The 26,252-nt window shown below is 71.3% G+C and carries 21 protein-coding genes, 1 tRNA gene and 3 pseudogenes; 9 read left to right on the plus strand and 16 right to left on the minus strand.

Annotated features, from left to right (window positions below):
* Nucleotides 1-7 precede the first annotated feature (7 nt).
* Nucleotides 8-3,550 carry a thiol reductant ABC exporter subunit CydD gene (cydD, locus tag OHB56_RS21625; protein WP_406355100.1) on the plus strand — a complete coding sequence of 1,181 codons (3,543 nt, stop codon included), beginning with the start codon at nucleotides 8-10 and terminating at the stop codon, nucleotides 3,548-3,550.
* A 198-nt stretch (nucleotides 3,551-3,748) separates the two neighbouring features.
* Nucleotides 3,749-4,813 (plus strand): murein hydrolase activator EnvC family protein, encoded by a 1,065-nt coding sequence (locus OHB56_RS21630; RefSeq protein WP_406355102.1) that lies wholly within the window; start codon nucleotides 3,749-3,751, stop codon nucleotides 4,811-4,813.
* 98 nt (nucleotides 4,814-4,911) lie between these two features.
* Here the strand turns inward: OHB56_RS21630 and OHB56_RS21635 are convergent, their stop codons facing one another.
* The 7 genes and pseudogenes from OHB56_RS21635 to OHB56_RS21665 form a co-directional block, all read right to left on the minus strand.
* Entirely contained in the window at nucleotides 4,912-5,838 is a 927-nt protein-coding gene (locus OHB56_RS21635) for an HAD family hydrolase (RefSeq protein ID WP_326757082.1), read from the minus strand.
* A gap of 164 nt (nucleotides 5,839-6,002) precedes the next feature.
* Nucleotides 6,003-6,899: an LLM class flavin-dependent oxidoreductase gene (locus OHB56_RS21640; protein ID WP_326753758.1), complete on the minus strand. Its 897-nt coding sequence runs from the start codon at nucleotides 6,897-6,899 to the stop codon at nucleotides 6,003-6,005.
* 10 nt (nucleotides 6,900-6,909) lie between these two features.
* A complete protein-coding gene (locus tag OHB56_RS21645; protein WP_326753759.1) occupies nucleotides 6,910-7,782 on the minus strand; it encodes a DUF72 domain-containing protein in 873 nt (290 codons plus the stop codon).
* Between the two features lie 240 nt (nucleotides 7,783-8,022).
* Nucleotides 8,023-8,208: pseudogene (locus OHB56_RS21650) on the minus strand (LLM class flavin-dependent oxidoreductase); the annotation flags it as partial.
* Between the two features lie 83 nt (nucleotides 8,209-8,291).
* Nucleotides 8,292-8,750 (minus strand): hypothetical protein, encoded by a 459-nt coding sequence (locus tag OHB56_RS21655; RefSeq protein ID WP_326753760.1) that lies wholly within the window; start codon nucleotides 8,748-8,750, stop codon nucleotides 8,292-8,294.
* 32 nt (nucleotides 8,751-8,782) lie between these two features.
* Nucleotides 8,783-9,331 carry an RNA 2'-phosphotransferase gene (locus tag OHB56_RS21660; protein WP_326753761.1) on the minus strand — a complete coding sequence of 183 codons (549 nt, stop codon included), beginning with the start codon at nucleotides 9,329-9,331 and terminating at the stop codon, nucleotides 8,783-8,785.
* A 197-nt stretch (nucleotides 9,332-9,528) separates the two neighbouring features.
* Nucleotides 9,529-10,355, minus strand: a pseudogene (locus OHB56_RS21665) (SDR family NAD(P)-dependent oxidoreductase); the annotation flags it as partial.
* 225 nt (nucleotides 10,356-10,580) lie between these two features.
* Here OHB56_RS21665 and OHB56_RS21670 point away from each other — a divergent pair.
* The 6 genes and pseudogenes from OHB56_RS21670 to OHB56_RS21695 all read left to right on the plus strand — a co-directional run bounded on the left by OHB56_RS21670 (nucleotide 10,581) and on the right by OHB56_RS21695 (nucleotide 15,104).
* Entirely contained in the window at nucleotides 10,581-11,606 is a 1,026-nt protein-coding gene (locus OHB56_RS21670; RefSeq protein ID WP_326757083.1) for an ABC transporter ATP-binding protein, read from the plus strand.
* Nucleotides 11,596-12,513, plus strand: coding sequence for an ABC transporter permease (locus OHB56_RS21675; RefSeq protein ID WP_326753762.1), 918 nt, complete (start codon nucleotides 11,596-11,598; stop codon nucleotides 12,511-12,513). Before OHB56_RS21670 ends, OHB56_RS21675 begins: the two co-directional genes overlap by 11 nt.
* On the plus strand, nucleotides 12,510-13,421 hold the full coding sequence (locus OHB56_RS21680; protein WP_055591752.1) for an ABC transporter ATP-binding protein: 912 nt from the start codon (nucleotides 12,510-12,512) through the stop codon (nucleotides 13,419-13,421). Before OHB56_RS21675 ends, OHB56_RS21680 begins: the two co-directional genes overlap by 4 nt.
* 10 nt (nucleotides 13,422-13,431) lie before the next feature.
* The gene (locus OHB56_RS21685; RefSeq protein ID WP_326753763.1) at nucleotides 13,432-14,151 is read left to right on the plus strand and encodes an ABC transporter permease; all 720 of its coding nucleotides are present in this window, start codon (nucleotides 13,432-13,434) and stop codon (nucleotides 14,149-14,151) included.
* Nucleotides 14,152-14,458: 307 nt separating this feature from the next.
* Nucleotides 14,459-14,650, plus strand: a pseudogene (locus OHB56_RS21690) (hypothetical protein).
* Nucleotides 14,651-15,019: 369 nt separating this feature from the next.
* Nucleotides 15,020-15,104 (plus strand) — tRNA-Ser (locus OHB56_RS21695).
* Nucleotides 15,105-15,168: 64 nt separating this feature from the next.
* Here OHB56_RS21695 and OHB56_RS21700 read toward each other — a convergent pair.
* The 9 genes from OHB56_RS21700 to OHB56_RS21740 form a co-directional block, all read right to left on the minus strand.
* Nucleotides 15,169-15,972: an HAD family hydrolase gene (locus tag OHB56_RS21700; RefSeq protein WP_326753764.1), complete on the minus strand. Its 804-nt coding sequence runs from the start codon at nucleotides 15,970-15,972 to the stop codon at nucleotides 15,169-15,171.
* Entirely contained in the window at nucleotides 15,969-17,246 is a 1,278-nt protein-coding gene (gene serS / locus OHB56_RS21705) for a serine--tRNA ligase (protein WP_381174341.1), read from the minus strand. The genes OHB56_RS21700 and serS overlap by 4 nt, the downstream gene beginning before the upstream one ends.
* A gap of 598 nt (nucleotides 17,247-17,844) precedes the next feature.
* Complete coding sequence (gene pheA, locus OHB56_RS21710; RefSeq protein ID WP_055596145.1) at nucleotides 17,845-18,777, minus strand: prephenate dehydratase; 933 nt, start codon at nucleotides 18,775-18,777, stop codon at nucleotides 17,845-17,847.
* Between the two features lie 112 nt (nucleotides 18,778-18,889).
* Entirely contained in the window at nucleotides 18,890-20,182 is a 1,293-nt protein-coding gene (gene efeB / locus OHB56_RS21715) for an iron uptake transporter deferrochelatase/peroxidase subunit (RefSeq protein WP_326753766.1), read from the minus strand.
* A gap of 6 nt (nucleotides 20,183-20,188) precedes the next feature.
* Nucleotides 20,189-22,309 (minus strand): copper resistance CopC/CopD family protein, encoded by a 2,121-nt coding sequence (locus tag OHB56_RS21720; protein WP_406355106.1) that lies wholly within the window; start codon nucleotides 22,307-22,309, stop codon nucleotides 20,189-20,191.
* A 13-nt stretch (nucleotides 22,310-22,322) separates the two neighbouring features.
* On the minus strand, nucleotides 22,323-22,826 hold the full coding sequence (locus tag OHB56_RS21725) for a copper chaperone PCu(A)C (protein ID WP_326753768.1): 504 nt from the start codon (nucleotides 22,824-22,826) through the stop codon (nucleotides 22,323-22,325).
* Nucleotides 22,823-23,479 carry an SCO family protein gene (locus OHB56_RS21730; protein WP_326753769.1) on the minus strand — a complete coding sequence of 219 codons (657 nt, stop codon included), beginning with the start codon at nucleotides 23,477-23,479 and terminating at the stop codon, nucleotides 22,823-22,825. Before OHB56_RS21730 ends, OHB56_RS21725 begins: the two co-directional genes overlap by 4 nt.
* Before the next feature lie 90 nt (nucleotides 23,480-23,569).
* On the minus strand, nucleotides 23,570-24,322 hold the full coding sequence (locus tag OHB56_RS21735) for a YcnI family protein (RefSeq protein ID WP_326753770.1): 753 nt from the start codon (nucleotides 24,320-24,322) through the stop codon (nucleotides 23,570-23,572).
* Nucleotides 24,323-24,573: 251 nt separating this feature from the next.
* A complete protein-coding gene (locus tag OHB56_RS21740) occupies nucleotides 24,574-25,446 on the minus strand; it encodes a hypothetical protein (protein ID WP_406355108.1) in 873 nt (290 codons plus the stop codon).
* A gap of 219 nt (nucleotides 25,447-25,665) precedes the next feature.
* Here OHB56_RS21740 and OHB56_RS21745 point away from each other — a divergent pair, with 219 nt between their 5' ends.
* Entirely contained in the window at nucleotides 25,666-26,130 is a 465-nt protein-coding gene (locus OHB56_RS21745) for an ATP-binding protein (protein ID WP_326753772.1), read from the plus strand.
* The last annotated feature ends 122 nt before the right edge of the window (nucleotides 26,131-26,252 follow it).

Consider the following 26,252-nt stretch of genomic DNA (forward strand, 5'->3'; position numbering starts at 1 on the left):
GTTTCACGTGAAACCAATCGACCCACGACTGCTCCGCTACGCCCGTGCCACACGGCTTTTCCTGGTAGCGGTGGTCGCCCTGGGCATCGTCGGCGCGGTGCTGGTGATCGCTCAGGCCATGCTCATCGCCGAGGTGGTGGTGGGCGCCTTCCAGCACGGCATGGCCGTGGCCGACCTCGGCACTCCCCTGGTACTTCTGGCCTGTGTCGCGGTCGGCCGCGCCCTGGTCGGCTGGCTCACCGAGCTGGCCGCGCACCGGGCGAGCGCGGCGGTCAAGTCGGAGCTGCGGGGACGCCTGCTGGAGCGGGCGACGGCACTCGGCCCGGGATGGCTGACCGGTCAGCGGACCGGCTCGCTGGTCGCCCTGGCGACCCGCGGGGTCGATGCCCTCGACGGGTACTTCTCGCGTTATCTGCCCCAGCTGGGGCTCTCGGTGGTCGTTCCGGTGGCGGTGCTGGCGCGGATCGTCACCGAGGACTGGGTCTCGGCCGCGATCATCGTCGTCACCCTGCCGCTCATCCCGGCCTTCATGATGCTGATCGGCTGGGTCACCCAGTCCCGGATGGACCGGCAGTGGGAACTGCTGTCCCGGCTGTCCGGCCACTTCCTGGACGTCGTGGCCGGGCTGCCGACGCTGAAGGTGTTCGGACGGGCCAAGGCGCAGGCGGATTCGATCCGGCGGATCACGGCCGAGTACCGCAGGGCGACCATGCGGACCCTGCGGATCGCCTTCATCTCCTCCTTCGCACTGGAACTCCTCGCCACTCTCTCGGTGGCACTGGTCGCCGTGACGATCGGCATGCGGCTCGTGTACGGCGACATGGACCTGTACGTCGGCCTGCTCATCCTGATTCTCGCCCCCGAGGCGTATCTGCCCCTGCGGCAGGTCGGCACGCAGTACCACGCGGCGGCGGAAGGGTTGGCCGCCGCAGAGGAGATTTTCGAGGTCCTGGAGACACCCGTGCCTGCACCGGGGGCCGGGGCGGTGCCGTCGGGCGCCCTGTCCTTCGAGGGTGTGACCGTCCGCTATCCCGGACGGTCGGCCGACGCCGTGTCGGACGCGTCCTTCTCCGTCGAACCCGGTGAGACGGTCGCGTTGGTCGGGCCGAGCGGAACGGGCAAGTCGACGCTGCTGAACGTGCTGCTGGGCTTCGTGCGGCCGGCCGAGGGGCGGGTGCGGATCGGGGGAGCGGATCTCACCGGCATCGATCCGGCCCAGTGGCACAGCCAGGTGGCCTGGGTGCCGCAGCGACCGCACTTGTACGCCGGGACGGTCGCCGAGAACGTACGCCTGGCCCGGCCCGACGCGGACGACGACGCCGTCCGCCGGGCTCTGCGGGACGCGGGCGCCCTGGAGTTCGTGGACGCGCTGCCTGAGGGCACCGGCACGGTACTGGGCGAGGACGGGGCGGGGCTGTCCGCGGGGCAGCGGCAGCGGCTCGCGCTGGCCCGTGCGTTCCTCGCGGACCGGCCCGTACTGCTGCTCGACGAGCCGACGGCCGCGCTGGACGGCGCCACCGAGGCCGAGGTCGTGGCGACGGTACGGCGCCTGGCGGCCGGCCGGACGGTGCTGCTGGTGGTGCACCGGCCGGCGCTGCTCGCGGTGGCGGACCGCGTGGTGCGGCTGACGGAGCCCGCGCCCGGTGACCGGCCGCTGCCCGAGCACGGTGACACCGGCCTCGGCGCCGGCCGGGAACGGGCGGACGCCCAGCCCGCACTCGACTGGGAACGGGTGGAGGAGGCCGAGCCCGCCGACTCCGCGGGCCCGGAGCCGGCCGAGCCGGTTGCGGAGGCCGGAGCGGGGAGTGTGCTGGCCCGCGTCCGTGCCATGTCCGGTGCCCGCCGAGGGCGGCTCACGTTCGCCCTGCTGCTCGGCAGCCTCGCACTGGGCAGCGCCGTGGGTCTTATGGCGACGTCCGGGTATCTCATCTCCCGGGCCTCGCAGCAGCCGCCCGTGATGTACCTGATGGTCGCCGTCACGGCGACCCGGGCCTTCGGTATCGGACGGGCCGTGTTCCGGTACGCCGAGCGGCTCGTGTCGCACGAAGCGGTTCTGCGGATGCTGGCCGACACCAGGGTCGCGGTGTACCGGCGGCTGGAGCGGCTGGCGCCCGCCGGACTGCGCGGGATCCGCCGGGGCGATCTGCTGTCCCGGCTGGTCGCCGACGTGGACGAGCTTCAGGACTACTGGCTGCGCTGGCTGCTGCCGGCGGGTGCGGCGGTCGTCGTCTCGGCACTGTCGGTCGGCTTCACGGCCTGGCTGCTCCCCGAGGCCGGCGCCGTCCTCGCGGTCGGGCTGCTCGCGGCGGGGGCGGGTCTGCCCCTGCTCACGGGCGCCGTGGCCCGGCGTGCGGAACGCAGGCTGGCGCCCGCCCGCGGAGCCCTCGCGACCCGTGCCACCGACCTGCTCACCGGGACCGGGGAACTGACGGTCGCCGGCGCTCTGCCCGCACGGACCGCCGAGGCCCGGCGGGCCGACGGCGTGCTCACCCGGATCGCCTCGCGCGCCGCCACCGCCACCGCCCTCGGCGACGGGCTCACCGCACTCGTCTCGGGCCTGACCGTCACGGCCGCGGCCCTCGTCGGCGTCCAGGCAGTGGCCGCCGGCCGGCTGGACGGAGTGGCATTGGCTGTCGTCGTCCTCACCCCGCTCGCGGCCTTCGAGGCCGTACTCGGGCTGCCGCTCGCCGTGCAGCACCGGCAGAGGGTGCGCAAGAGCGCCGAGCGCGTGTACGAGGTCCTGGATGCCCCGGTACCCGTACAGGAGCCGGAGCAGCCCCGGCAGGCACCCGCGTCGCCGTTCCCACTGGTGGTCAAGGGACTCGAGGCCCGGCACGCCGGGCAGGAACGGGACGCCCTCGCCGGACTGGACCTGACACTGGAGCAGGGCCGCAGGATCGCGGTGGTCGGCCCGTCCGGCTCCGGCAAGACGACGCTCGCACAGGTGCTGTTGCGGTTCCTGGACCCGGGCGCCGGTTCGTACACGCTGGCCGGTGTGGACGCGTACGCCCTGGACGGCGACGACGTACGAGGGCTGGTGGGGCTGTGCGCGCAGGACGCCCACCTCTTCGACAGCTCCGTACGCGAGAACCTGCTGCTCGCGAAGCGCGAAGCCACCGAGGAAGAACTGCGCGACGCGCTCGCCCGGGCCCGGCTGCTGGAGTGGGCCGACAGTCTGCCCGACGGCCTGGACACGCTCGTCGGCGAGCACGGGGCGCGGCTCTCCGGCGGCCAGCGGCAACGCCTGGCACTGGCCAGGGCGCTGCTCGCGGACTTCCCCGTACTGGTGCTGGACGAGCCCGCGGAGCACCTCGACCTGCCGACCGCCGACGCGCTCACCGCCGACCTGCTGTCCGCGACCGAGGGCCGTACGACGCTGCTGATCACCCACCGGCTGGCCGGGCTCGAGGCGGTGGACGAGGTGATCGTGCTGGACGAGGGGCGTGTGGTGCAGCGCGGTCCGTACGGGGAACTGGCCGCCGCGGCCGGGCCCTTGCGGCGGATGGCGCGACGCGAGGCAGAGACGGACCGGCTGGTGGAAGTGGGCTGACCGGGTACGACGGGCGCGCCTGACGAAGCGGGCGCGCCCGGGGGCGGGCCCGCGTGACGTGAGAACACTTGACCAGGTGTCAATCACGATCAGCGGGTGCTCTGTTCGGCGGTATCGCTGGTCCATCCGGGTCGTACGGTCCCCCAGGCGTACGACATGAACAGGACCGTTGCCGGGGCGGGGGCCAGGATCGCTGTCATGCGCCTCCCCCGCCGTCATCCGCTGCTCGTCGCCGTGCCGCTGTGCGCGCTCGCCGTGCTCGCCGCCCGGCCCACCGACGGCGAGGGCGACGGCCCGTACGCTCCGGGCCACAGTCCGGAATCCGGGGCCAGCGCCCAGGTGGCGCGACTCTACGAGGAGGCGGCCGCGGCGACACTGAAGTACGAGGCGGGCCGGCGCCAGGCGAGCCGGCAGCGGACCGAGGTACGACGGCTGGAGGAGCTGCTCGACCGGGAGCGCCAGGAGTCCGAGGTCCTGCGCGATGACCTCGGCCGCATCGCACGGTCCCAGTACCGCAGTGGCGGCGGACTGCCACTGACCGCGCACCTGATTCTCGCGGACGACCCGGAGGAGGTGATACGCGGTCAGCGTGCCGTGTGGAAGGCGAACCTGACCCTCGGCACCGCGCTCAAGAGGAACGCGCGCGCCGAGGCCCGGCTCGCCCGGAACGAGGCGAAGGCAGAAAAAGCGTGGAAGGCGCTGGAGAAGCGGAACAAGGAACTCGCCGATCTCAAGGGCAGCATCGAGCAGAAGCTCGAGACGGCGCGGTGGCAGCTGCAGGGCCAGGCGGACGCCTCGGTGGCGGCCGGTTCCTGCCGTGGGGCGGTGCGGCTCGATCAGCCGGAGACCGCGTTCACCGGGTCCTGGGTGGCGCCGGTGGAGAGCTACGTGCTGTCCGCGTCCTACGGGAGCGGCGGCGCGCTCTGGGCGAACCGGCACACCGGCCAGGACTTCGCGGTGCCGATCGGCACGCCGGTGCGGTCCGTGGGCGGGGGCAAGGTGGTGAAGGTGTCCTGCGGAGGGGCCTTCGGTATCGAAATCGTGGTCGAGCACGCGGGCGGCTACTACACGCAGTACGCCCACCTGGCCGCCGTCACCGTGGACCAGGGCGAACACGTCTCGCCCGGCCAGTGGATCGGTCAGTCCGGCACCAGCGGCAACTCCACCGGGCCGCACCTGCACTTCGAGGTGCGGGTCACGCCCGAGATGGGTTCGGCGGTGAACCCGGTGTCGTGGCTGGCCCAACGCGGGCTGACACTCTGAGCGGGCACCGGGCCCGGCCCGCTCCGCCGTTCACGCCGGACCCACTCGAGGTGGTCGGCCCCACCCGAGACGGTCGGCCCACCGGGTGATCGGCCCGGTCACGACCGTCGGCTCAGCATCTGTTCGATCACCACGGCCACGCCGTCCTCGTTGTTGGCGACCGTGCGCCCCGAGGCGGCGGTGAGGACATCCGGGTGGGCGTTGCCCATCGCGTAGGAACGGCCCGCCCAGGTCAGCATTTCGATGTCGTTGGGCATGTCCCCGAACGCCACGACCTCCTCGTGCGAGATCCCGCGCTCGGCGCAGCACAGGGCGAGGGTGCTGGCCTTCGACACGTCGGGACCGCTGATCTCCAGCAGGGCGCTGGGGCTGGAACGGGTGACGTTGGCGCGGGTGCCGATGGCCAGCCGGGCCAGGGTGAGGAAGGCGTCGGGGTCGAGCTCGGGATGGTGGGCGAGGATCTTGAGCACCGGCTCGTCGTCGGCGGGACCGCCCGGTGCCAGCAGTTCCTCGGCCGGGGCGCGGACGTCCGGTATCTCCATGTGCAGCTTCGGATACGCCGGCTCCTGGTTGAAGCCGTAGGTCTGCTCGACGGCGTACACGGTGCCGGGCGCCGCCTCACGCAGCAGTCGCACCGCGTCCAACGCGTTCTGCCGGGCCAGCTCGCGCACCTTCACGAAACGGTGGGCACCGGCACCGCCGTGCAGGTCGACGACGGCGGCGCCGTTCCCGCAGATGGCGAGCCCATGGCCATGGACGTGGTCGCTGACGACGTCCATCCAGCGGGCCGGGCGGCCGGTGACGAAGAAGACCTCGATGCCCGCCTCCTCGGCGGCGGCCAGTGCGGCGATCGTGCGGGGGGACACCGACTTGTCGTCGCGCAGCAGGGTGCCGTCGAGGTCGGTGGCGATGAGCCGCGGCGGGGTGACAGGGATGTCTGCCCACTCGAGCGAGGTCGAGGGCTGGGGGGAGCCCGGGGTCTCGGGCTGTGCGGTCGCTGAGGTCACCCCGCCATTGTCCCGTATGAGCCCGCACGGCCGTGCGGCACTCCGCACATGTGAGGGCTCACCGCTCCCGGTGAGCGGCCGAAACGGGTGCGGCAGCCGAAACGGGTGCGGTGGCCGAAGCCGCGGCAGTGACGGTGAGGGCCGGCTACGGGATCGATCCGGCTCGCCGGCCGCCCGCCCGTTCAGCCCAGCTGGGCCGGAGCCTCCATGGCGATCCGTTCGAAGATCTTCTGGTCCGCCGCGAAGTCCGAGTCCGGGATGGGCCAGTGGAGCACGATCTCGGTGAATCCCAGTTCCGCATGGCGGCCCGCGAAGTCGACGAACGCGTCCAGGGACTCCAGCGGGCGCCCCCGGTCCGGGGTGAATCCCGTGAGCAGGATCTTGTCCAGCTCGGCCATGCTCCGCCCGATCTCGGCACAGGCATCGGCCAGCTTCTCCAGCTGACCGCGAAGGGCGTGCACCGACTGTTCGGGCGTGCCGTTCTCGTACAGCTTGGGGTCACCCGTGGTCACCCATGCCTGCCCGTGCCGGGCGGCGAGCCGCAGCCCGCGCGGCCCGGTGGCGGCCACGGCGAACGGCAGCCGGGGCCGCTGCGCACACCCCGGGATGCCGCGGGCCTCGTGCGCCGCGTAGAAGTCGCCCTGGTACGACACGGAGCCCTCCGTGAGCAGCCGGTCGAGCAGCGGTACGAACTCGGCGAAGCGGTCCGCCCGCTGGCGCGGGGTCCACGGTTCCTGGCCCAGCGCGGTGGCGTCGAAACCGGAACCGCCTGCGCCGATACCGAGGGTGACGCGTCCGCCCGAGATGTCGTCGAGGGAGATCAGCTCCTTGGCCAGGGTCACCGGGTGCCGGAAGTTCGGCGAGGTGACGAGCGTGCCGAGCCGGAGCCGTTCGGTGGCCGCCGCGGCGGCGGTGAGCGTGGGTACCGCGCCGAACCAGGGGCCGTCCCGGAAGGTGCGCCAGGACAGGTGGTCGTAGGTGTAGGCGGCGTGGAAGCCCAGCTCCTCGGCGCGCCGCCACTTGTCGCGGCCCCCCTCGCGCCAGCGGTCGATCGGCAGAATCACAGTGCTCAGTCGCATGGGGACGACCCTACGAGAGACCGAGCAGGTGTTGCATCGACTGCGCGGCGCGGACGGCGGCGTCCCCGCAGCAGTTGTTGAACAGGACGTGGACCTCCCGCGCCTGCTCGGCCATCTCGCGGACGCGCGGTGCCCACTCGGAGAGTTCTTCGGGCGTGTACGAGTGGCGGAACCTCTCTTCCTTGGTGCCGGTCCCCCACGCGCTGTTGCGACCGTGGAAGCGCACCAGGGCGAGCTCCGGGGTGGTGACCCGTACGACCGGTGGTACGGAAGCGGGAAGCGTCTGCACCATGTCCACGGCCACGGCGGCCGTGTCCAGTTCCGTCAGCAGGGCGGTCGTCGCATCGACGTGCTCCTCGCGCCACCAGCCGGGGTGTCGGAATTCCACGGCCATCGGCCATCCCGCGGCACGCTCACGGCACCGGCGCAGGAACTCCACCGCCGGCCTCCCCGGTACGAGCCGGTGCGGGAACTGGAAAACCAGCGTCCCCATACGGCCGGACGCGCGCAGTGGTTCGAGGGCCGCGCTGTACCGGTCCCACACGTCGTCGAGCAGCCCGGGGTCGATGCCTGCCCGCCCCCGCTGCCGTGCGAGGGCCGGGCGCAGTTCGGCGGGCAGCGCTTCCGGCCGCGTCGGGTGCCCGGTGAGCAGGGAGAACGCCTTCACGTCGAACCGGAAGCCCTCAGGGGTGCGGTCGGTCCACAGAAGACTGTTACGGGTGCTGGGCAGCCCGTAATAGGTGGAGTCCACCTCTGCCACCGGGAACTGTGTGGCGTAGTGCCGCAGTCTGCCCTCCGCGTCGCGGTGGCCTGTCGGATACCAGCCGCTGGACACCAGTGCCTTGTCCGTCCACGAGCAGGTTCCGACGCGGATCTCTCCCATCCCGCCAGTCTTCCCCGGACGCGGTGACGGATTCGTCGGGCACAGGGGGCCGTCCGCCCGGCGGTCCGCAACGGGCCCCGGGCGGTTTCGGCCGGAGCCGCCCGGAGCCGCCCGGAGCCGCCCCGAGCCGCCCCGAGCCACCGGTCAGCGGACCTTGCCGTTCCTCCGGGACACGAGTGAGGCTCCGGGCACGATTTCTCGTACGTCTCGTCACCGGGGAGCGGGACGGCCGGACATCAGGGTGACGGCCGCGGCGGCGGTCGGGGTCGGAAGGGCACCGGACCACGGGTCGGTCCGGAAGATGCGCCACGACAGGTGACCGTGGGTGTATCCCGTAGGGAAGCCGAGCTCCTCGGCGCGCTTCCGGGTCGAACGGCTGCCCCCGTTCCAGCGGCGGTACGGGAGGGGCACGGTGCTCAGGCGCAGACTCGTGCCGTCGAGCCCAGGTTCTGCCGCCCCCCGTCGACGCCCGGGTGTTTCACGTGAAACGGTCGCCACACGTCCAGCGCTCACCGCACGTGCGCACTCAGCCAAGGCGTGAGGACGATCATGGGGATGAACTCCTTGTGCGTCCGGTCGCCGGGCAGCGGCACGATCAGGAAGTGGCCCGGGGGGAAGCGTCGGCTTCGGACATGGGCGAGGCCGTCGAAGGCGGAGCGGAGGAAGGCGGGCACTTCGTCGCGGGGGATGTCGGGGCACTCCACGCCCTCCACGTCGATCAGGGCGTCGCCCTCGGCATAGAGCCGCACGCTGATTCGGGGCAGGCCGCCGAACTCGACGTAGGCCTCATGGGGGAGGGAACCGTCCGGGTCGGTGGTCACGCCCACACCCGCTGCGGTGCGGCGTGATGTCTGGTCGGCGCCGATGTCATGGGTGACCTCGATCTCGCGTCCGTATACGTCCGCGAGGGCCCGGAGGGCGGTGACGGCGGCCTCGGTGGTGGGCAGATGTTCCATACCGCTGATCATGCGGTGCCGTCGGCCGCCGGGAAACCGCCGCGTCAGTGGCTCTCGGGGAACCGCAGATACCCAGGGGGCACGGTGCCGGTCAGCCACACGCCGTTCGCGCTCACCCGGAAGACATGGCCGTCGCGGTGCATGGCGGCCGAGTCCACGGAGAGCACCACGGGGCGGCCCCTGCGGGCACCTACACGGGTCGCCGTGGCGCGGTCGGCGGAGAGGTGCACGTCGTGCCGGTCCATGGGCAGCAGACCCTCGGCGCGGATCGCGGCCAGGTGACGGGCGACGGTGCCGTGGAAGAGATACGGCGGCGGGGCGGCCGGCGGCAGTCCGAGGTCGATCTCGATGCTGTGCCCCTGGCTGGCGCGGATCCGGGTGCCCTCGATCGCGAAGCGCTGCTTGTCGTTGGCGGCGACGACGTGGTCCAGTTCCGCCCGGGTGAACCGGAAGCCGTGTGCGGCCGCCGCGGCGATCAACGTGTCGATCTCGACCCAGCCGGCCTCGTCGAGGGTGAGCCCGATGGCCTCGGGCTGATGGCGCAGATGTCTGGCCAGGTACTTCGACACCTTCACGGTGCGTCTTTCGTCCATCCGCTCAGCCTGCCGTGGGAGACGTGAATCACGCGATTGATTTTGTCCAGCGTGTTTGATCCACAGCAAAGTCTGTTTATCCACAGAAGAGTCGGTCGAACCTGTGGACAACCGTATCGGCGGCTCCCGGACAGTCCCGTACCGACGGCCGCCGGCCGACACGGGGCCGGGCCTTCGGGCCGCCCCTCGGCGAGGTCTCACACCGGTGGCTTCACCCGAGTGATCCTGCGCAGCGCCCCCGGCATCCACCGTGCCCACACGTACGCGCCGCGCGCCTCCGGGGTCACCGGTACCACCGCCTCGTTCCGCACCACCGCGCGCAGAATCGCGGCGGCGACCTTCTCCGGAGGACAGTCGCGCAGCCCGTAGCGGCGGGCCGCCGCCTGCGGCGCTGTTCCTCCTCGGCCTCCGTGCCCGCGAAGCGCGCGCTGGAGGTGATGCCGGTGTCGACGATGCCGGGGCAGACCGCCGTCACGCCGATCCCCTGCCCCGCGAGCTCCGCGCGCAGGCACTCGCCGAGCATCAGCACCGCCGCCTTGGAAGTGCTGCAGGAGGGCAGCGCCCGGGACGGCTGGTACGTCGAGGCGGACGCCACATTCACGAGGTGACCGTCCTGCCCGCGCCCGGCCATCCGCGCTCCGAAGAGTCGGCAACCGTGGATCACGCCCCACGGATCGACGTCGAGAACCCGTTTCCAGTCCTCCGGGGTGGTGTCGAAGAAGGAGCCGCCCAGGCCGACACCCGCGTTGTTCACCAGGACGTCCACCACGCCGTGCTCCGCGGTGATCTCCTCGGCGAGTTTTTCCATGGCCTGCGCGTCGGACACGTCGACGGTCCTGGCTCAGGACGCCGACGCTCCGGCCGAACGGGCCTCCTCGGCGGTGCGGACCGCCGCCTCCGCGTCCCGGTCGACGCCCCCCGTACGCACCCGGCGCTCGCGCGCGCCCCGCAGCACCGTTCCGGACGAGCCCGTCACTCCGCCTCCGCCCCGTGCCGCCGGCTTCGCCCTGCGCCCGCGCCCGTCTGCTGTGCCACGTGTCCGTACCGCAGGCTGTGCTCCGTGTCCGTGGCGTGACACCGGCGAATCCGGCAGCTCAGCGGAGGCCGGGTCAAGAGGCGACTCCTGGCTGCGGACAGCTCCCCGAGGGGAGGATCCCCTACGGGCCCGTACAACCAGAGGGGGATGCCAAGACGGCTCTCCGGGCTGACGACCCGCGTGGCGCGGGTCACTAACGTCGGGGACGTGACTGTGATCGCGACCGAAAGTCTGAGCAAGCGGTTCCCCAGGGTGACCGCGCTTGACCGGCTTTCCATGGACGTCGGGCCCGGTGTGACCGGACTCGTCGGGGCCAATGGAGCCGGCAAGTCCACATTGATCAAGATCCTTCTGGGTCTTTCCCCCGCCACGGAGGGCCGCGCCGAAGTGCTCGGCCTCGACGTCGCGACCGAGGGCGCCGCCATCCGGGAGCGGGTCGGCTACATGCCGGAACATGACTGCCTGCCGCCGGACGTCTCGGCCACCGAGTTCGTGGTCCACATGGCACGCATGTCCGGCCTGCCGCCCACCGCCGCGCGGGAGCGCACCGCGGACACCCTGCGCCATGTCGGCCTGTACGAGGAGCGCTACCGCCCCATGGGCGGCTACTCGACCGGCATGAAGCAGCGCGTGAAGCTCGCGCAGGCCCTGGTGCACGACCCGGACCTGGTCTTCCTGGACGAGCCGACCAACGGCCTCGACCCCGTCGGCCGTGACGAGATGCTCGGCCTGATCCGTCGCATCCACACCGACTTCGGCATCTCGGTCCTGGTCACCTCACACCTTCTGGGCGAGCTCGAGCGCACCTGCGACCACGTGGTCGTCGTCGACGGCGGCAAACTGCTGCGCTCCAGCTCCACCACGGACTTCACGCAGAACACGACGACCCTCGCGATCGAGGTCACCGACACCGACGAGCACCCCGACGGCACCCGCGCGGTGCGCGAAGCGCTCGACGCGCGCGGGGTGTCCGTCCAGGACGGCAGCGGACTGCCGGGCTCCGGACATGTCCTCCTGCTCACCGCCCAGGGCGAGGAGACCTACGACCTGGTGCGGGACGTGATCGCCGACCTCGGCCTCGGCCTGGTGCGCATGGAACAGCGCCGCCACCACATCTCCGAGGTCTTCACGAACGACACGGACACCGGCGCGGGCACGGACGCGGGTACAGGTACGAATACCGGGGCCGGCCACGGCAACGGCGAGCAGCGGAAGGAGGCGGTCGGCCATGGCGGTTGAGCAGCCCCTGCGGACACCCGCACCGGCGTCGGGTGACCAGACCCGGATCCACAACATCGGCTATCGCTCCTACGAAGGCCCTCGCCTCGGCCGCTCCTACGCCAGGCTCTCGCTGTACTCGCAGTCCCTGCGCGGCTCCTACGGCCTCGGCCGCTCGGCGAAGTCCAAGGTGCTGCCGATGCTGCTGTTCGTGGTGATGTGCATCCCCGCCGCCATCATGGTGGCCGTCGCCGTGGCCACCAAGGTGAAGGAACTGCCCGTCGACTACACCCGTTACGCGATCATCATGCAGGCCGTGATCAGCTTGTACATCGCCTCGCAGGCACCCCAGTCCGTCTCGCGCGACCTGCGCTTCAAGACCGTGCCGCTGTACTTCTCGCGGCCCATCGAGACCGCCGACTACGTACGCGCCAAGTTTGCGGCCCTGACCTCGGCCCTTTTCATCCTGACCGCCACTCCCCTGCTGGTGCTCTACGTGGGTGCGCTGCTGGCCGAACTCGACTTCGCCGACCAGACCAAGGGGTTCGCGCAAGGACTCGTCTCGGTGGCACTGCTCTCCCTGCTCTTCGCCGGTATCGGCCTGGTCATCGCGGCGGTCACCCCGCGTCGTGGCTTCGGCATCGCCGCCGTGATCGCCGTGCTGACCATCTCCTACGGCGCGGTCTCCACCCTCCAGGCGATCGCGCACGTCCAGGACAGCTCCCAGGCGATCGCCTGGATCGGCCTGTTCTCGCCGGTCACCCTCATCGACGGTGTGCAGTCCGCCTTCCTGGGCGCGAGCACCACCTTCCCCGGTGGAGTGGGACCGTCGAACGGCGAGGGCGTGGTGTACGTCCTCATCACCCTCGGCCTGATCGCGGCCTGCTACGGCCTTCTGACGCGCCGCTACCGGAAGGTGGGCCTGTGACCACGCTCTCCATCGACCATGTCTCCCGCTGGTTCGGCAACGTGGTCGCCGTCAACGACATCACCATGACCATCGGCCCCGGCGTGACCGGTCTCCTCGGCCCCAACGGTGCCGGGAAGTCCACCCTCATCAACATGATGGGCGGCTTCCTCGCCCCCTCCACCGGCACCGTCACCCTCGACGGCCAGACCGTGTGGCGCAACGAAAAGATCTACCGGCAGATCGGCATCGTCCCCGAGCGCGAGGGGATGTACGACTTCCTCACCGGCCGCGAGTTCGTCGTCGCCAACGCCGAACTGCACGGACTGGGCGCCAAGGCGGCCCAGCAGGCCCTGGCGACGGTCGAGATGGAGTACGCGCAGGACCGCAAGATCGCCACGTACTCCAAGGGCATGCGGCAGCGCGTGAAGATGGCCTCCGCGCTGGTCCACGAGCCGTCCCTGCTCCTGCTGGACGAACCATTCAACGGCATGGACCCGCGCCAGCGCATGCAGCTGATGGACCTGCTGCGGCGCATGGGCGACGAGGGCCGCACCGTACTGTTCTCGTCCCACATCCTCGAAGAGGTCGAGCAGCTCGCCTGGCACATCGAGGTCGTCGTCGCCGGCCGGCACGCGGCCAGCGGAGACTTCCGCAAGATCCGCCGCCTGATGACGGACCGTCCGCACCGCTACCTGGTGCGCTCCAGCGACGACCGAGTCCTCGCGGCCGCGCTGATCGCCGACCCGTCCACGTCCGGCATCGAGGTCGACCACAGCGAGGGCGTCCTGCGCATCCAGGCCGTCGACTTCGCCCGCTTCACGTCCCTGCTGCCCAGGGTCGCGAAGGAACACGGCATCCGCCTGCTCACGGTCTCGCCGTCCGACGAGTCCCTCGAGTCCGTCTTCTCGTATCTCGTCGCGGCGTAGGAGGCCAACCATGTACGACCCCACAGTCGCCCGACTCACCTACCGGGCCCTGCTCGGCCGTCGCCGGGCCCTCATCCTGGGCGCCCTGCCCCTGCTGCTGATCGCGATCTCCGTGGCGGTGCGCGTCCTCGCCGGTGCCGACGACCAGACCGCGGCCGACGTGCTCGGCGGGCTGGCGCTCGCCACCATGGTGCCGATCATCGGTGTCATCGCGGGAACCGGCGCGATGGGCCCGGAGATCGACGACGGCTCGGTGGTGTACCTGCTGTCCAAGCCGATCAAGCGGCCCACGATCATCTACACCAAGCTGATCGTGGCGATCGCCGTGACGATGGTCTTCTCGGCGGTGCCCACCCTGATCGCCGGCTTCGTCCTCAACGGCAACGGCCAGCAGATCGCCGTCGCCTACACGGTGGCCGCGCTGGTCGCCTCCATCGCGTACGCGGCGCTCTTCCTGCTGCTCGGCACGGTCTCCCGGCACGCGGTGGTGTTCGGGCTGGTCTACGCGCTGGTCTGGGAGGCCCTGTTCGGCTCCCTGGTGCCCGGCGCGCGCACGCTGAGCGTCCAGCAGTGGTCGCTGGCGGTGGCCCAGAAGGTCTCCGGCGGCGACCTGGTCACCTCGGACGTCGGTCTCACGACCGCGACGATCCTGCTGGTTGTCGTCACCGTCCTGGCCACCTGGTACGCGGGGCAGAAGCTGCGCACGCTGACGCTCGCCGGGGAGGAGTGACCTCACCCCGTTGCACGCGCTTCGTTCCGCTCCGGCACACCGGGCACGGGGGACACGGAAGGCTACGGCTCACGATCCGACGGAAGGACCGACCGCGATGGCGGGTCGGACGGCCGGGCACGACGAACGGCGGGAGCACGAGGGCGAGGACGGGTGGTCCGCCCGCCGGCCCGTCCACGGGCCGGACGACCCACCCGTCCTCGGGACCGACGACCGGCCGGACCACCGCCCCGACCGCCGGACCCGTGACCGGGACGCCGAGGACGAGGCCGAGGCCGAGAGCAGTGTCTCCCCCGCCCCGGACGGCGTGGTCCTGGTCGACGCCTTCGTCCGCGCTGCGGAGACCGCCGAGTCGTCCGCTCGCGCCCGCATGCTGACCGAACGCCGGCGGCACGAGGAGCCGGAGCCGCAGCCGCAGACCTGACGCTCCGACGAGCCGCCGGCGGGATGGTTCTTCGGCAAGGCACGCCGACGCCGGTGGCGCCGTCGCCGGGGATGAGTGCGCCGCGGCGGCCGGCAGCGGTGCCCGCCCGGCCGTCCCGCTGACGGCGGGGCGGCCGGGTTTTCACGGCCGGCGGTCCCGCGGCTTCACGTCCTTGGCGTGGTCCGGACGACGGGCCCTAAATGAGTGGCACCCACCTCGCCCGGCGGGCAGAGTGGTGGTGTCCGCATCGCCGGGAAGGTCCGGTGTCGTGATCCGGGAGAGGAGCGGGACGATGTCCATGCACGGCAGTACGTCCAGCTCCCGACAGGGCAGCCGACGGCGGGCTCCGGAGTAGTTCCTGCTCCTTTGCCGAGTCCGCTCCACGGGGAGCTGCCCGGGGCGGCCGCTTCGAGCACGCGCATCAGCCGCGTGGGCCGCCCACCCGGAGGATTGGCCGAGAGGTAAGGCACCGGCTCGCTGAGCCGCGGTCGGGCGAAAGCCCGCGCACGTTCGATTCGTGCATCCTCCGCAGGACGTCGAACCCGCCCCGCTGAGCCCTCCGGTTTCTGAACGGCTCAGCGGGCGTGGCGCCTTCAGCCCAGCAACCGCTCCAGCACCACCGCGATCCCGTCCTCCTCGTTGGAGGACGTCACCTCGTCGGCCACCGCCCGCAGTTCCTGGTGGGCGTTGGCCATGGCGACGCTGTGTGCGGCCCAGGCGAACATCGGGATGTCGTTGGGCATGTCGCCGAAGGCGATCGTCCCCGCGGCCTTCGCCCCGAGCCGGCGAGCGGCCAGGGACAGTCCGGTGGCCTTGGACAGGCCGAGGGGAAGCAGTTCGACGATGCCCTCGCCCGCCATGACGACAGTGACGAAACCGCCCGCGGTGCGGGTGGCCGCTTCGGCGAGTTCGTCGTCGGTGAGGGTCGGGTGCTGTATGTACAGCTTGTTCAGGGGGGCCGCCCACAGGTCCGACGCGTCCGTGAGCGGCGTCGAGGGCAGTCTGCCCGTCACCTCGTAGCCGGGGCCGACCAGTACTTCACCGTCCAGCCCGTCGCGGCTCGCGGCCAGGTGCAGCGGGCCGGTCTCCGCCTCGATCTTGGCCAGCGCCACCGCGGCCAGCTGCCGGTCCAGCGTCACCGACGTGAGCAGCCGGTGTGCTCCGGCGTCGTACACCTGGGCGCCCTGGCCGCAGACGGCGAGGCCCTGGTAGCCCAGGTCGTCGAGGATGGGCCGGGTCCAGGGGACCGCGCGGCCGGTGACGACGATGTGGGAGGCGCCCGCCGCGGTGGCCGCGGCGAGCGCGTCCCGGGTGCGGCGGGAGACCGAGTGGTCGTCACGCAGCAGTGTGCCGTCGAGGTCGGTGGCGACGAGTTGGTACGGGAACGGTGTGCTCACTTGGAAACCGGTTCCAGAAGCTCCCGGCCGCCCAGGTACGGACGCAGCACCTCGGGGATCCGCACCGAACCGTCGGCCTGCTGGTGGTTCTCCAGGATGGCCACGATCGTGCGCGGTACGGCGCACAGGGTGCCGTTGAGCGTGGCCAGCGGGCGCACACGCTTGCCGTCACGTACGCGGATCTGGAGCCGGCGGGACTGGTACTCGGTGCAGTCCGAGGTCGAGGTCAGCTCGCGGTACTTGCCCTGGGTCGGGATCCACGCCTCGCAGTCGTACTTCCGTGCGGCGGAGGAACCCAGGTCGCCCGAGGCGACGTCGATCACGCGGAACGGCAGCTCCAGCGCCGTCAGCCACTGCTTCTCCCACTCCAGCAGCCGCTGGTGCTCCTCCTGCGACTCCTCCGGAGTGACGTAGGAGAACATCTCGACCTTGTCGAACTGGTGTACGCGGAAGATGCCGCGGGTGTCCTTGCCGTGCGAGCCGGCCTCGCGCCGGAAGCAGGGTGAGAAGCCCGCGTAGCGGAGCGGCAGCCGGTCGGCGTCGATGATCTCGTCCATGTGGTACGCGGCGAGCGCCACCTCGGACGTGCCGACCAGGTAGAGGTCGTCCTTCTCGAGGTGGTACACGTCCTGGGCCGCCTGCCCGAGGAAGCCGGTGCCCGCCATGGACTGGGGCCGGACCAGGGCCGGGGTCAGCATCGGGGTGAAGCCGGCCGCGGTGGCCCGGGCGATCGCGGCGTTCACCAGAGCCAGCTCGAGCAGCGCGCCGACGCCGGTCAGGAAGTAGAAGCGCGATCCGGAGACCTTGGCACCGCGCTCGACGTCGATGGCACCGAGGATCTGACCGAGCTCCAGGTGGTCCTTGGGCTCGAAGCCCTCGGCGCCGAAGTCGCGGGCGGTGCCGTGCGTCTCCAGCGTGACGAAGTCCTCCTCGCCGCCGACGGGGACGTCGGGGTGGACGAGGTTGCTCAGCCTGCCCAGAAGCTCCTGCGTCTCGGCCGCTGCCGCGTCCCGCTCCGCGTCGGCCGCCTTGACGTCGGCCGCGAGGGTGCCGGCCTTCTTCAGCAGCTCGGCCTTCTCGTCGCCGGTCGCCTTGGGGATGAGCTTGCCGAGCGCTTTCTGTTCGGCGCGCAGCTCGTCGAAGCGGACGCCGGACGACCTGCGCCGTTCGTCGGCGGACAGGAGGGAGTCGACGAGCGCGACGTCCTCTCCACGGGCGCGCTGCGAAGCGCGCACACGGTCGGGGTCCTCACGGAGCAGGCGAAGGTCAATCACGCGCTCAAGGCTACCGGTGCGTGGTGACGCTCCACGACTCACTATTCCACCGGAGTCCCTCACGCCCCGGTATGGGGGAATTGCGCAATGTGTCCACAGGGGTGCAGTCGGGGTTGCCGCGGGGCGTCCCGAGGGTCGGCTCGGCGGAGATCGGGGTCGAAGAGGAGGGGCCCACTCCCCTGAAAGGGTCAGTTCGCGAGCTGTCCGTTGACTGAAATTCCTTGCGGAACCGGGATTCGGGGTCCGGTTGTCCACAGGCGTCCACAGGGTGGGGGAAGTTATCCACAGGCTGTGAAGAAAGTCTGTGGATTTCGGAATGGGCCATTCCGGAACGCGTGACCGGAGGCGAGGATTCCCGTCATGAACCCTCCCTTACCTCTACTTTCGGGCAGGAAATGGTCACCCCAAAGGGTTGGCGAAAGGAAAAGGGTGGACGAAGGGTGTCCGCCGGGCGAGTGAACGCGATCATGGGCGGTAGGGAGATTTGTCGACGGAACGGCACAACGCTGTCGACTTGTCCCCGGATCGAGAAGTTGGCCTGTGGATAACTTCTGTGGATAACGAAAATCAGTAAATATGACCGGTAGGGCTGGAAATCTCAGAACCGGCCGTCCTGGCAACGCGCCACCCAGTCCGCCGCGGACACGAATTCGTCGTCCGAAGTTCCGGGCAGCGGCTCCCGCACCTCGGCCGGCCCCACATCCGCACGCGGATACGAACCGAGGAAGCGCACCTGAAGGCAGACCCGCTTGAGACCCATCAGCGTCTCGGCCACCCTGCGGTCCGAGATATGGCCCTCGGCGTCGATGCAGAAGCAGTAATTGCCGATACCGGCACCGGTGGGCCGGGACTGGAGCAGCATCAGGTTGACGCCGCGCGTGGCGAACTCGCCCAGCAGATCGCGCAGGCCACCGGGATGGTCGTCGCGCTGCCACACCACGATGGACGTCTTGTCCGCACCGGTGGGCGCGGCGGGGCGTGCGGGCCGTCCGACCAGGACGAAGCGGGTCTGGGCGTTCTCCGCGTCGTGGATTCCGGTCTCCAGCGCCTCCAGCCCGTACCGGGCCGCCGCGAACTCGCCGGCGAAGGCCGCGTCGTACCGGCCCTCCTGCACCAGTCGGGCCCCGTCCGCGTTGGATGCGGCCGATTCCCAGACGACGTCCGGGAGGTGCTTCTTCAGCCAGTTGCGGACCTGTGGCTGGGCGGCGGGGTGGGCGGTGACGGTCTTGATCTCCGACAGCCTGGTGCCGGGGCGTACGAGCAGCGCGAAGGTGATCGACAGCAGCACCTCGCGGTAGATCGTCAGCGGGGTACCCGCGACCAGTTCGTCGAGAGTGGTGGTGATGCCGCCCTCGACGGAGTTCTCGATGGGGACGAAAGCGGCCTCGGCCTCCCCGGCGCGTACCGCGTCGAGCGCGGACTGTACGGACACGTACGGGATCAGCTCCCGGGTGGCCGCCTCCGGGAGAGTGCGCAGGGCGACTTCGGTGAAGGTGCCCTCGGGGCCGAGGTACGCGTAGCTCGCTGGCATGACCTCACCCTAATGGGCCCGCGCCGAAGGCATCCCCGGATGCCCTCCCGGGAGTGACATGTGAGTGGCATGCGAGTGGTGTGCGCGTGGCATGCGTGTCGGGCGGGGTGCCTCACCCCTCCAGCAGCCGCTGCCCCACGTACTCGCTCTCCGCCGCGCCGCCCGGCACCGCGAACAGCCCGCTCGCCTCGTGCCGGATGAACGGCGTGAGCGCGTCCCCCCGGTCGAGCTTGCGCTGCACCGGCACGAAACCGCGCAGCGGGTCGGCCTGCCAGCAGACGAACAGCAGACCCGCGTCCGGCACACCGTTCGCGTCGATGCCGTCGTGGTACGAGAGCGGGCGCCGGAGCATCGCCGCGCCCCCGTTCTGGTCGGGGCGGGTGATCCGGGCGTGGGCGTTGATGGGGACCACCAGATTGCCCGCGGAGTCCGTCTTCTCCAGGTCCATCGCGGAGGTCTCGGCGCCTCCGGACAGCGGCGCCCCGTCGGACTTGCGGCGGCCGATGACCGCTTCCTGCTCCTTGACCGCGAGCTTCTCCCAGTCGTCGAGCAGCATGCGGATACGACGGACGACCACGTAGGAGCCGTTCGCCATCCAGGCGGGGTCACCGTTCGCCGGTACGAAGATCCGCTGGTCGAAGTCCGGTTCGGACGGCTTGGGGTTGCGTGTGCCGTCGATCTGGCCCATCAGGTTGCGGGCGGTCATCGGGCGGGTGGTGGCACCGGGTGAGCGATTGAACCCGTTCATCTGCCAGCGCACCCTGGCCGCCGAACCGGCGTCCTTCTGCACGGCGCGCAGTGCGTGGAAGGCGACCAGGGCGTCATGGGCACCGATCTGCACCCACAGGTCGCCATTGCTGCGGGCCTTGTCGAGGTGGTCCGAGGAGAAGTCGGGCAGCGGGTCCAGAGCCGCCGGACGCTGCTTCTCCAGTCCGGTGCGGGCGAAGAAGCTGTGGCCGAAGCCGAAGGTGAGGGTCAGGGAGGAGGGACCGGCGTCCTGTGCCACACCGGTGTCGCCGTCGGCGCTCGGCTCGCCGGCCATGAGCCGCCGGGCCGTGCCCGACCAGCGGCGCAGCAGGGCGGCCGCCTCCTTGCGCCCGGCGCCCGGCGCGAGGTCGAACGCGACGAGATGACCACGGGCCGGAAGCCCTTCGGTGATACCGGGCTGATGTTTCCCGTGAAACATCGCCCGGCCCTCCCCCACGGAGGCCAGCGGGGTGGCTTCGGCCGGTGCGGCGGCGTAGCCCACGGCACCGCCCGCAGCACCGAGCACCAGCCCGGTGGCTCCGGCAGTGCCGAGCAGACGGCGCCGGGAGATGCCCTCCCGGGCGACCGGTGGGGTGGCGCCTCCCCGAGGTTCCGGCGTCACAGGGGTGCGGGCCTCCGGAATGGACTGGTCAGCCATGGTGGTTCAGCCGATCTGTGCGTTCTTGGAGACGGTCACCTGGTCGATGTCGGAGGTCCGCACGGTCACCTCGACGGTCCAGTCGCCCGCCATGGGGATCTGCACTCCGCTCGCCGACAAGTGTCCGGTGGCGAGGCGGTCGGGGACGACGGGCAGCGGTCCGATGTCCTTCGTGGAAAGGGTGAGGGCGACCTTGAGCTCGGGGACGTCGAAGGCCTTGCCGTCGGTCCGCTCCACATAGACGTGCATGTCGTTGCCGCCCACGCGCGCGGGATCCAGGTCGATGGTGACGACGCCCTTGCCGTCCTTGCCGCCGGTGTCGAAGGGCATGTTCAGGGTCACCGCACCGGTGCCCTGGGCGGACGAGGCCGAGGGCGACGACGGGGCCGAGGACGAGGAGGCGGCCCTCTCGGCCTCCTGCTCCGTACGCCCCGGTTCGGTCTGTGTCAGCACGGTGGTGATCGCGAGCAGGACGACGGCTGTACCGGCCTCGGCGAGCACGGAGCGGCGCAGTCCGAAGCGGTTCGGGTCGGCGTCCCGCAGCCGCTTCTGCCGGGCGGTCGCCACGGCGGCTCGCTGCCGGGCGAGCTGCGCGGCCCGCGCGGAGTCCCCGCCGGCCTTCGCCCCGGCCTCCGACTCCTCCGACCGGACCTCGGCAGGCCCCGTGACGGCCGCGGGCTTCTCCCGTTCGGTGTCGGTGTCGGTGTCGGTGTCGGTGTCGGTGTCGGCCGAGGCCGCGGAGACGGAAGCGGAGGCTGCCGCGGCCGTCTCCGTACCGGCCCCGGCCTTCCCGGTACCGGTGGCCCCGGCGCTTTCCTGTCCTGCCCCGCCCCCGGTGGCCGACATCGCCGCCGCGGTTTCCTTCTGCTCCTCCCGGAGCGTCACCGGCGCACCGGGCTCCGCCAGGCGGGCCGTCCACCTCCGGGAGGCGTACGCGATCCCGACCATGGCCACCACGAGCCCGATCTTGACGAGCAGCAACTGCCCGTACCGGGTGTCGGTGAACGCCGACCAGGAGCCGAGCTGCCGCCAGCTCTGGTAGATCCCGGTGACGACCAGCGCGACCACACTGCCGAACGCGAGCCGCGAGAACCGCTGGACGGCGGCCGTGTCGACCGCGGTGTCGGCGGGTGCGCGGTAGAGCGCGACGAGCAGGGCGGTGAGCCCGCCGAGCCAGGCGGCGACGGCCAGCAGGTGGACGACGTCGACCGGCATCGCGAGGCCTGGCTGGATTCCCTGGGAGGCGTGCTCGGACATGGCCCAGCTCGCGGCGAGCCCGGCCGCCACGACCGTCCCCCCGATGGCGAGCCCGAAGGACAGGTCCCGCTTCTCCTCGTCGTTCCGCTGGTACTGGGCGGAGCCGAAGAGCACCGCGATGAACAGCGCCGCCGCGGCGAGCAGCAGCAGCCGTGACACGAGCGCCGCGCCGGTCTTGGTCTGCAGCACCTCGCTGAGCAGCGTCAGGTCGAAGACGTCGCCGATCTTCCCGGAGCTCGTGTAGGAACCGCGCAGGAGCAGCAGTGCGAGGGTGGACGCGGTGAGCGTGAGCCACCCGGAGACGACCAGCCGCTGCACCGCCCGTACGCCGGAGCCGGGCCGCCAGCAGGCGAGCACGAAGGCGGCCCCGCCGACCATGACCGCGAACCCGGCGTACGACAGGTACCGTCCGGTGCCGTACAGCGAACCGATCAACCCGTCGTCGGGGGACTGGGCGGAGGCTTCGACGGAGGTCTCCGAGGGGGCCCCGACGGAGAAGGTGAAGGCGCCGGCGACGGGATGGCTGTCCGCGGACACCACCTGGTAGGTGACGGTGTAGGTGCCGTCGGGCAGCCCGCCGAGCAGCTGCACGGTGTACGTGGTGCCGCTCGTTCCGGCCGGGTCGCCCTTGTCGACCCGCTCGCCCTTGGGATCGAGGACGCGCAGGGCGTCGTCGCTCACCGCGACCGGTTCGGAGAAGGTGAGCGAGACCTGGGCGGGCGCCTTGTCGACCACCGTCCCCTGCCGGGGATCGCTTCCGGTCAGCGCGGCGTGCGCGGAGGCGGGAGCGGCCCCGGCGAGGAGCGCGCCGGTGACGGCCAGGAACAGCAGCACCAGGATCCGGACGCGGGGGGCGATGGTCTGGGTCACAGGGGTTTCTCCCTCAGTGTCCGTGCTTCGGAATGTAGGTGGCAGGCTTCACCGGGATCTCGACCGTGACGGGGTCGGAGTGGGCGAAGCGCAGTTCGACGGAGACCTTCTGACCCTGCTTCGGTTTCCGTGTCAGCTGCTCGAACATCAGATGATTGCCGCCGCTCTCGAGCACGAGGCTGCCCCGGGCCGGGATGTCGAGCGCGTCGACCTCCTGCATGGTCCCGTCGACGGTCTCGTGCACGGTGACGCGGTCGGCGGCGTCACTGCTGACCGAGGTCAGCCGGTCGGCCGCGCCGCCCTTGTTGCTGATCACGAGAAAGCCGGCCGCCATGTCCGAGACCGGCTGCGGCATGTACGCGGAGCCGACGGACAGGTCCGCCTCGTCGTCCGGGCCCGAGCCCGGACCGTCCGAGTCCGAACCGCCGCAGCCGGCGAGGGTCAGCACCCCGGCGACGGCCACCGCCGCGAAGGCGTGCGGCCTCCCGGGGAACTGCCTCCTCGCGAGCCGTCTCACGGCTTCTCACCCTTGATGATCTTGGGGAGGTCCGCGGTGTAGTCCTCGACGGTGGCGTCCTCGCCGTAGAGGAGGTAGCCGCCGTCGGTCTTCGGGGAGAAGGCGATGACCTGGGTGCCGTGGTCGGAGACGACCTGGCCCTTGTCGTCCTTGCGCGGCGCGTTGATGGAGATGCCGAGGGTGCGGGCGCCGGCCTGGACCGTGTCGAAGTCGCCGGTGAGGCCGACGACCTGGGAGTCGATGCCCTTGAGCCACTTGCCGAGCGCGGCGGAGGTGTCCCGCTCGGGGTCGGTGGTGACGAACACGATCCGCAGTTCGTCCTGCTGGTCCTGGGGCAGCTGCTTCTTGGCCACCGCGAGGTTGTTCATGGTCAGCGGGCAGACGTCGGGGCAGTGCGTGTAGCCGAAGTAGATCAGCGTGGGCTTGCCGGCGGTCTCCGCGCGGAAGTCGTACTTCTTGCCCTGGGTGTCGGTGAGGACGAGGTCCGGCTTTTCGAACGGATTGTCGAGGGCCGTGGCGGCCTTCTCAGCGCCCGCCTCCTCGGAGACCACGGCGATGGGCTCGCCGCTGTCGCCGTCGCTGCTGCCGCAGGCGGAGAGGGTCAGGGTGGCGGCGGCGAGCAGGGCCGCCGCCGTGAGGGTCTTCTTGCGCATGATGGTGTCCAGAATGTAGGTGCTCCGGCACGCACCGGGGTTCCACCGGGCTGTGGAACCCCGGTGCGTGCCGTTGAACAGAGGAAGGGCTCAGGCGTCGGCGCGCCGACGCCCGGCGAGTACGCCGTAGGCGACACCCGCGGCACCGACCACGATGCCGACGATGCCCAGGACCCGGGCGGTGGTGTCCGTACCGCCCGCGTCACCGGAGTCGGCCGCCGCGGTGGTGTCCGCGGCGGCGTTCTCGTCGGACTTGGCGTCCTCGGCCCCGCCGTCCGACGCGCCGTGCGAGTGACCGTCGGCGGAGGCCTCGGCCAGGGTGAGCACGGGGGCCGGGAAGTCGGGCTCCTCCTGGCCCTCCTGCGGCACCTCGATCCAGCGGACGACCTCCTTGTTGGAGTACGTCTGCAGCGCCTTGAAGACCAGTTCGTCGGCCTTCTCGGGCAGGGTGCCGACAGACACCGGGAACTTCTGGAAGAAGCCGGGGCCGATGCCGGCGTCGTCGTCGGCGGTCCAGGTGACCTTGGTGACGGCCTCGTCGATCTTCTTGCCGTGCATCTCCAGCGGCTTGTCCAGCTTGGACTTGGTGACCTTGATGTCCCAGCCGTCGATCGGCTGCGGCATCACGGAGGCCAGCGGGTGGTCGGTCGGGAACGTCACCTCGAGCTTGGTCGTCGACGCGTCGTCGCGCTCGTTGGGGACCTTGAAGTTCACGACCGCGTAACCGCCCTTGGCCGCCTCGCCCTCGGGCTGCACGCTGACGTGCGCGAAGGCGGGGGCGGACAGGGTGAGGACGGCGACACCGGCGACGGCGCCGACGGCGGCGATACGGGAAGCCTTCATGGAAGGAGCACTCCGCTTCAGTTGGGTTTCGCTGACGGTGAGGGAACCGCGTACGGCGCGTACGTCCCCGCTCGTCGGTGGTGACTGGGCCACAGACGGCTCGTCGTACGAGGGGAGTACGAGCGAAGCAGGCGGGAAGTACACGGGAAGTGCGCGGGAAAACGGACGCGTACGCGCGTGCCGTGCCATGCCGCATGCGGGCACCCTCCTTCCGCCGGGAGGTCCGGAGGTCGTCGAGGGGCCCGGTCGCGTCAGGCGGCGAGGGCGAGTGCGCTGCCGGCCGGGGGCGGTCCCCGGCGGATCACCGTGTGCTGGAGTGCGGTGGTACGGGGCGTGGACGGCACGGCCGGTACGGTGCGCAACCGGCACGGGGCCACCTGCGGGGCCCCCGGGAGACCCGCGCGCAAAGCGCGCACCAGAGCGAGTGCCGCGTGCAGGGACCGTACGAGGGTGCCCTCGGCGACGCCGTGCGCCGACAGTTCGGTGAGCCGCAGCAGAGCCAGGTCGCCGCGGCGCAGCAGCCAGCCGGTGGCCAGTGCGGTGAGGACGTGCACGAGCAGCATCGGCAGGGACGGCAGCAGCGGCATGGACGAGGCCGCGGCCGAGGGGTCCGCGGCCAGGGTCAGGACGCCGTCCTGGGCGTGCCCCCCGTGGGTGCCGCCGGCCGTGCTCCCCGTACCGGTCGTGCCGGGGTGGACCCGGGCGTCGGTGAGGATGCGCTGCGCCTGCGCGGGGCTGATGGACACCGCGCCGGCACCGCACATCAGCCGGGCCGCCTGCTCGATCAGCGAGGTGTCGGACAGGGATTCGGACACGGACGGCGACACGTTCGCGGGGGTCGCGGCGCCGTGCTGGCCGATGCCGAACAGGGCGTGCAGCACCGTCTGGCAGACCGCCAGCGGGACGGCGATGCCCGGAAGGGACCGCGCGCGTCCGGCGAGCGGTACCGAGGCCACGAACGTGACGAGGAATCCGACGCCCAGGGTCCACAGCGGAACTGCGGCGTGGGAGGCGAGTGAGTGCCCTGCCCCGGCCAGCACGACGCAGACCGCGGCGAACACCGCGGCCCGCAGGGTCCGGAGCCCGCGTCCGGAGCGCTTCGTGTGCGGGTGGGGGGCAGTCATGGCGGGCTCATCATCGCACTGGGCCTCCGGCCGCCGTACGGCAGGTCCGCAAGGAGAGCTACGACCGGAAGATCACTTATGTGCGAGGTGCCCCACATACACCGGTCGGCTTCATGGCGCACCCGCCATATGGGGGTTATCACGTCAACGGCATGCTTACAAGTGTGTACGCAGGGCAATAGGTAACGGTATGTCGAGCCGCGGCCGGGAGGCTGGAGCATGAGCATCTGGTGGTCACTCCATCTGCGCCGTGATGCTGCGAGCGTGCCGCTCGCGCGTCGCCTTCTTCTCGGCGCGATGGAGACCGCGGGCGTTGACCCCGACATCTCCTACGACCTCTCCGTCGCCCTCACCGAAGCCTGTGCGAACGCCGTCGAGCACGGCGGGGGAGCCGCCCGGGGCGGGTCCTCGGAGGCGTACCGGGTGACCGCCTATCTCGAGGGTGAGAAGTGTCGTATCGAGGTCGCCGACGCGGGCCCCGGTTTTCCCGCCGTGGCCGGCGGCCGCCCCCACCCGTCGGTCCGCCCCGCGCCGTACGACGCGGAACACGGCCGCGGCCTCTGCCTCATCCAGGAGCTCGTCGATCACGTCGACATCGGGAACAAGCCCGATCGGAGCGGCGCCGTGGTGAGCTTCGACAAGATTCTCAAATGGCGGAAGGGCGCGCCGCTGATGGCGGTGTGACCTCACCACCGGCTCGGGAATCGGCGGACGCGCGGAAGCGCACCCGATCGCACCGCACCCGATCGCACCGCACCCGATCGCACCGCACCCGATCGCACTGTGGCCGGCACCCCGCGCGGGGT

The sequence above is a fragment of the Streptomyces sp. NBC_01635 genome (assembly GCF_045209715.1).
Taxonomy (GTDB): Bacteria; Actinomycetota; Actinomycetes; order Streptomycetales; family Streptomycetaceae; genus Streptomyces; species Streptomyces hirsutus.